General features: G+C 61.9%; 5 protein-coding genes. All 5 read left to right on the top strand.

The window, feature by feature from the left end; genetic code table 11:
* The first annotated feature begins 118 nt into the window (after positions 1 to 118).
* The 5 genes from FEM54_RS22350 to FEM54_RS22330 all read left to right on the top strand — a co-directional run bounded on the left by FEM54_RS22350 (position 119) and on the right by FEM54_RS22330 (position 5,772).
* A complete protein-coding gene (locus FEM54_RS22350) occupies positions 119 to 1,399 on the top strand; it encodes a glycerate kinase type-2 family protein (protein WP_138453077.1) in 1,281 nt (426 codons plus the stop codon).
* Positions 1,389 to 2,804 (top strand): pyruvate kinase, encoded by a 1,416-nt coding sequence (gene pyk / locus FEM54_RS22345; RefSeq protein WP_138453075.1) that lies wholly within the window; start codon positions 1,389 to 1,391, stop codon positions 2,802 to 2,804. The genes FEM54_RS22350 and pyk overlap by 11 nt, the downstream gene beginning before the upstream one ends.
* A gap of 138 nt (positions 2,805 to 2,942) precedes the next feature.
* Positions 2,943 to 3,815 carry an urea transporter gene (locus FEM54_RS22340; RefSeq protein ID WP_138453073.1) on the top strand — a complete coding sequence of 291 codons (873 nt, stop codon included), beginning with the start codon at positions 2,943 to 2,945 and terminating at the stop codon, positions 3,813 to 3,815.
* A gap of 31 nt (positions 3,816 to 3,846) precedes the next feature.
* Positions 3,847 to 4,671 (top strand): ion transporter, encoded by an 825-nt coding sequence (locus FEM54_RS22335; RefSeq protein ID WP_017136235.1) that lies wholly within the window; start codon positions 3,847 to 3,849, stop codon positions 4,669 to 4,671.
* A 96-nt stretch (positions 4,672 to 4,767) separates the two neighbouring features.
* A complete protein-coding gene (locus tag FEM54_RS22330; protein WP_138453071.1) occupies positions 4,768 to 5,772 on the top strand; it encodes a sulfate ABC transporter substrate-binding protein in 1,005 nt (334 codons plus the stop codon).
* Positions 5,773 to 5,854: the final 82 nt, after the last annotated feature.

The raw sequence follows: 5,854 nt of genomic DNA, 5'->3' as shown, positions 1-5,854 counted from the left end.
GTCTTTCAGTTAGACATTCATTGCCTGGTACACCGCTATCGCAGGCAAGCCAGCTCCCACATTTTGATCCCGTTTCAAGTCTTAATTCTAATAACAAGAATCCCCCGGGAGCCCGCTTATGTCGGTCGATCCGCAACACCTGCTTCGCGAGCTGTTTGCCACAGCCATCGACGCCGCCCACCCCCGACAAGTCCTTGAACCTTATCTGCCCGCCGACCGCAGCGGCCGTGTAATCGTGATCGGCGCCGGCAAAGCCGCGGCCGCCATGGCGCTGGTGGTCGAGAACTGCTGGCAGGGCGAAGTCTCGGGCCTGGTGGTCACCCGTTACGGCCACGGCGCACCGTGCAAGAAAATCGAAGTGGTCGAGGCCGCACACCCGGTGCCCGATGCGGCCGGCCTGGCCGTCGCCAAGCGTGTGCTGGAACTGATCAGCAACCTCACCGAAGACGACCGCGTGATCTTCCTGCTCTCCGGCGGTGGTTCGGCCTTGCTGGCCCTGCCCGCCGAAGGCATCACCCTGGCCGACAAACAAACCATTAACAAAGCCTTGCTCAAATCCGGCGCGACCATTGGCGAGATGAATTGCGTGCGCAAGCACCTCTCGGCCATCAAGGGCGGCCGGTTGGCCAAGGCCGCATGGCCGGCGACGGTGTACACCTACGCCATCTCGGATGTGCCGGGCGACCAGGCCACGGTGATCGCCTCCGGCCCCACCGTCGGCGACCCGAGCACCTCGCAGCAGGCCCTGGCGATTCTCAAGCGCTACGGCATTGAGGCGTCGGCTTCGGTGCGCAACTGGTTGCAGAACCCAGCCTCGGAAACCGTCAAACCCGGCGACCCGGTACTCGCGCGCAGCCACTTCCAATTGATCGCCCGCCCGCAGCAATCGCTGGAAGCGGTAGCGGTGAAAGTTCGCCAGGCCGGGTTCAGCCCGTTGATCCTCGGTGACCTCGAAGGTGAAGCACGCGACGTGGCCAAGGTACACGCCGGTATCGCCCGGCAAATCGTGCAGCATGGCCAACCCTTGGCCGCGCCGTGCGTGATTCTCTCGGGCGGTGAAACCACCGTCACCGTGCGCGGCAATGGCCGTGGCGGGCGCAATGCCGAATTCCTGCTGAGCCTGACCGACAGCCTCAAAGGTTTGCCCGGCGTCTACGCACTGGCCGGTGACACCGACGGCATCGACGGCTCCGAAGACAACGCCGGCGCAATCATGACCCCGTGCAGCTACCGCCGCGCCGAAGCCCTGGGCCTTAGCGCCAGCGACGAGCTGGACAACAACAATGGCTATGGCTACTTCGCCGCACTCGACGGTTTGATCGTCACCGAGCCGACCCGCACCAATGTCAATGACTTGCGCGCCATCCTGATTCTTGAGACTGCCAAACATGACGCCTGACAAGAAAGTCAAAATCCTCGCCACCCTCGGCCCGGCCACTGACGGCATCGATGACATCCGCGAGCTGGTGGAAGCCGGGGTGAATATCTTCCGGCTGAACTTCAGCCACGGCGAGCATGCCGACCACGCCCAGCGCTACCAGTGGATTCGCCAGGTGGAGCGCCAGCTCAACTACCCGCTGGGCATCCTCATGGACCTGCAAGGGCCGAAACTGCGGGTCGGGCGCTTTGCCGAGGGCAAAGTGCAACTGGTGCGCGGCCAGGCGCTGCGCCTGGACCTGGACCCGACCCCGGGCGATCAGCGCCGGGTCAACCTGCCCCATCCCGAGATTATCGCGGCGCTGGAGCCGGGCATGGACCTGCTGCTGGACGACGGCAAATTGCGCCTGCGCGTGATCACCAAACATGCCGACGCCATCGACACCACCGTGCTCAATGGCGGCGAGCTGTCCGACCGTAAAGGCGTGAATGTGCCGCAAGCGCTGCTGGAACTCAGCCCGCTGACCGCCAAGGACCGCCGCGACCTGAGCTTCGGCCTGGAGCTGGGCGTGGATTGGGTGGCGCTGTCGTTTGTGCAACGTCCGGAAGATATCCGCGAAGCCCGCGAACTGATCGGCGACAAGGCCTTCCTGATGGCCAAGATCGAAAAACCCTCAGCCGTGCTGCGCTTGCGGGAAATTGCCGAACTGAGCGACGCGATCATGGTGGCCAGAGGCGACCTGGGCGTGGAGGTGCCCGCCGAGAGCGTGCCGCAGATCCAGAAAGACATCATCAGCACTTGCCGCCAATTGGGTAAACCGGTGGTGGTGGCCACGCAGATGCTCGAATCCATGCGCTTCTCACCGGCACCGACCCGCGCCGAAGTGACCGACGTGGCCAACGCCGTGGCCGAAGGCGCGGACGCGGTGATGCTCTCGGCTGAAACCGCCTCGGGCGAATACCCGCTCGAAGCCGTACAGATGATGAGCAAGATCATCCGCCAAGTGGAAAACGGCCCGGATTACCAGGCGCAACTGGATGTGAGCCGGCCCAAGGCGGATGCCACGGTGTCGGACGCCATCAGCTGCGCGATCCGGCGCATCAGCAGCATTTTGCCGGTGGCGGTGCTGGTGAACTACAGCGAGTCCGGTAGCTCCAGCCTGCGCGCGGCCCGGGAACGGCCAGTGGCGCCGATCCTCAACCTCACGCCGAACCTGTCCACGGCGCGGCGTTTGAGTGTGGCCTGGGGCGTGCATTCGGTGGTCAATGACCGGCTGCGCCAGGTGGACGAGGTGTGCTCGACGGCGCTGGAAATTGCCCAGGCGCAGGGCATGGCGCAGCGCGGGGACACCTTGGTGATTACGGCGGGAGTGCCGTTCGGGCAGCCGGGGTCGACCAATTCGTTGCGTATCGAGACGTTGATTTAGCGTCTGTAAGGGCCTCATCGCGGGCAAGCCCGGCTCCCACAGTTGATTGGGTTCACACCTCTTTATGTGTGAAAACAGCCAACTGTGGGAGCTGGCTTGCCTGCGATAAGGGCAACTCGGTCTCACTGACTAACCACCATGCACAACCCAACCTGCCCCGACTGGGCCGAAGCCCTGCTCAACGGCTTCAGCCAGATATTCCTGCAGCGCCAGCCGTTGTGCGGCCTGCTGTGCCTGTTGGCCATCCTGATCGGCGCCCCGGCCTTGCTCGGCGGGGCGTTGCTGGGCGGCCTCGCCGGTTTGCTCACGGCCCAGCGCCGGGGTTATCCCAAGGCAGAGCGCCAGGCCGGCCTGTATAGCTACAACGGCGTGCTGCTGGGTATGTTGATCAGCCAGCACTTCGCCTGGTCTGCGTTGTTGCCGCCGTTGATCCTGGCGTGCGGCGGCCTGAGTGCGATGCTCTCGCGGCTATGGTTGAAACATACCCATCACCCGGATGACTTGTCCGCGTACACCGCGCCCTTTGTCGGCCTGGGTTGGCTGTTGATCGGCAGCGCGCCTCAGCCTACGTTTGCCTTGGTCGAGCCCAACTTCTTTGCGATTGTCAGCGCGCCCTTTATTGGCCTTGCGCAAGTCATGCTGCTGGACCAACCACTGGCGGGAGTCTTGATTGCCGTCGGCTTGTTGTTGGCCAACCGTCGCGCCGCCCTGTGGGCCTTGATCGGCGCTACTGCTGGCGTGCTGGTCGCTCTACTGCTCGACGAGCCCGCCAGCGCCCTCCTCGGCCTGCACAGCTACAACCCGGCGCTGGCGGCACTGGCCTTGAGTCAGTCACGACGCCAGCCGTGGCTGCCACTGCTGGGCATCCTGCTGGCGATTATCCTCACACCCGGTTTTGCCACCCTGCACCTGCCCGCGTTGACTGCGCCGTTTATCCTCGCCTGCTGGCTGGTGCGCGCCACGCAGCGGATGTTCAAAGCCCGCGTGGACAGCCCGTTCGAATCCCCCTAGGCTTGCTCGATATTCGATTCAGGCGGGTTTTATGAACAGCAACAGCGACTGGCGCCAGCGCCTCTATGTCATGGTATTCCAGAGCGACACCGCAGCCGGGCGGCGCTTTGACGGCATCCTGCTACTGATCATTCTTGCCAGCATTGTGATCGTGATGCTCGACAGCATCGACGAAATCCACCAGAACTACGCCGATGTGCTGGCCTATATCGAATGGGGCTTCACGCTGATCTTCGCCATCGAGTACGGCTTGCGGCTGTACTGCTCGCCCAAACCCTTGCGCTACGCCTTCAGCTTTTATGGCTTGGTGGACTTGCTGGCCATCGTGCCCGGCATCCTCGCGCTGTATTACAGCGACGCCCAATACCTGCTGATTATCCGCATCATTCGGATGCTGCGGATTTTCCGCGTGCTCAAGCTCAGCCCCTACCTCAAGCAAGCCAACTACTTGATGGCGGCGCTGCGCGGCAGCAAACAGAAGATCGTGGTGTTCCTGGTCAGCGTGTGCACCCTGGTGACGGTATTCGGCACCCTGATGTATGTGATTGAAGGCCCGGAGCACGGGTTTACCAGCATTCCCAAGGGCATTTACTGGGCGATCGTGACCCTCACCACCGTAGGCTTTGGCGATATCGTGCCGAAGACGCCGCTGGGCCAGGTGATCTCATCGCTGGTGATGATCACCGGTTACTCGATCATCGCCGTGCCCACCGGGATTTTTACCGCTGAACTGGCCAGCGCCATGCGCGGGGAACAGCTGGAACACGATTGCCCGGTGTGCAAGAAAAACAGCCACGAACCCAACGCAGCGTTTTGCTCGCGCTGCGGCAGCAACCTGTTTCATAAAGTGGAATAAGCACAGTACGTTTTAATCTTTAAACGCCTATGCAGGTCCGGCTATAGTCGCTGGCAAATTGCCCCCACTCTTCTCTCGAACAACAAGGAATGAGCAGTGAAAAAAATCCTCAGCGCCTCTCTTCTGGCCGCGGGCCTGGCCCTGGCCGGTGCCGTGCAAGCCGCACCGGTCACACTGCTTAACGTCTCCTACGACGTGATGCGCGACTTCTACAAGGACTACAACGCCGCCTTCCAGAAGCACTGGGAAACCGAGCACCCGGACGACAAGCTGACGTTGCAGATGTCCTTCGGCGGTTCCAGCAAACAAGCGCGCTCGGTGATCGACGGCCTGCCGGCCGATGTGATCACCATGAACATGGCCACCGACATCAATGCCCTGGCGGACAACGGCAAACTGGTGCCGGACAACTGGGTGACCCGCCTGCCGAACAACAGCGCGCCGTTCACCTCCGCCACCGTGTTTATCGTGCGCAAGGGCAACCCCAAAGCCCTGAAAGACTGGCCCGATCTGCTCAAAGATGGCGTGCAAGTAATCGTGCCCAACCCGAAGACCTCGGGTAATGGCCGCTACACCTACCTGTCGGCCTGGGGTTATGTGCTGAAAAATGGTGGTGATGAAGACAAGGCGAAGAAGTTCGTCGGTGAATTGTTCAAACATGCACCGGTGCTGGACACTGGCGGCCGTGCCGCTACCACCACCTTCATGACCAACCAGATCGGCGATGTGCTGGTGACCTTTGAGAACGAAGCGGAAATGATCGCCCGTGAATTCGGCCGTGATCAGTTCGAAGTGATCTACCCAAGCGTCTCCGCCGAAGCCGAGCCGCCGGTGTCGGTGGTCGACAAAGTGGTCGACAAGAAAGGCACCCGTGTGGCTGCCGAGGATTACCTGAAGTACCTGTGGTCGCCGGAAGGTCAGGAAATCGCCGCCAACAACTACCTGCGCCCACGTGACCCGAAAGTGCTGGCCAAGTACACCGACCGCTTCCCGAAAGTCGACTTCCTGTCGGTGGAGAAGACCTTTGGTGACTGGCGTACCGTGCAGAAGACCCACTTCAATGATGGCGGGGTTTTTGACCAGATCTATTCGGGTCAATAACTGAAGGTACGCGGTAAAAAATGTGGGAGCTGGCTTGCCTGCGATAGCATCCCCTCGGTGTGTCAGTTACACCGAGGGGATG

The organism is Pseudomonas edaphica, assembly GCF_005863185.1.
Lineage (GTDB): Bacteria > Pseudomonadota > Gammaproteobacteria > Pseudomonadales > Pseudomonadaceae > Aquipseudomonas > Aquipseudomonas edaphica.
This window is presented reverse-complemented; position numbering and strand designations above follow the sequence as displayed.

Coding starts and splice junctions, on each gene's coding strand:
- FEM54_RS22340 (WP_138453073.1), top strand. CDS start 2,943: ATGCACAACCCAACCTGCCCCGACTGGGCCGAAGCCCTGCTCAACGGC.
- FEM54_RS22350 (WP_138453077.1), top strand. CDS start 119: ATGTCGGTCGATCCGCAACACCTGCTTCGCGAGCTGTTTGCCACAGCC.
- FEM54_RS22335 (WP_017136235.1), top strand. CDS start 3,847: ATGAACAGCAACAGCGACTGGCGCCAGCGCCTCTATGTCATGGTATTC.
- pyk (WP_138453075.1), top strand. CDS start 1,389: ATGACGCCTGACAAGAAAGTCAAAATCCTCGCCACCCTCGGCCCGGCC.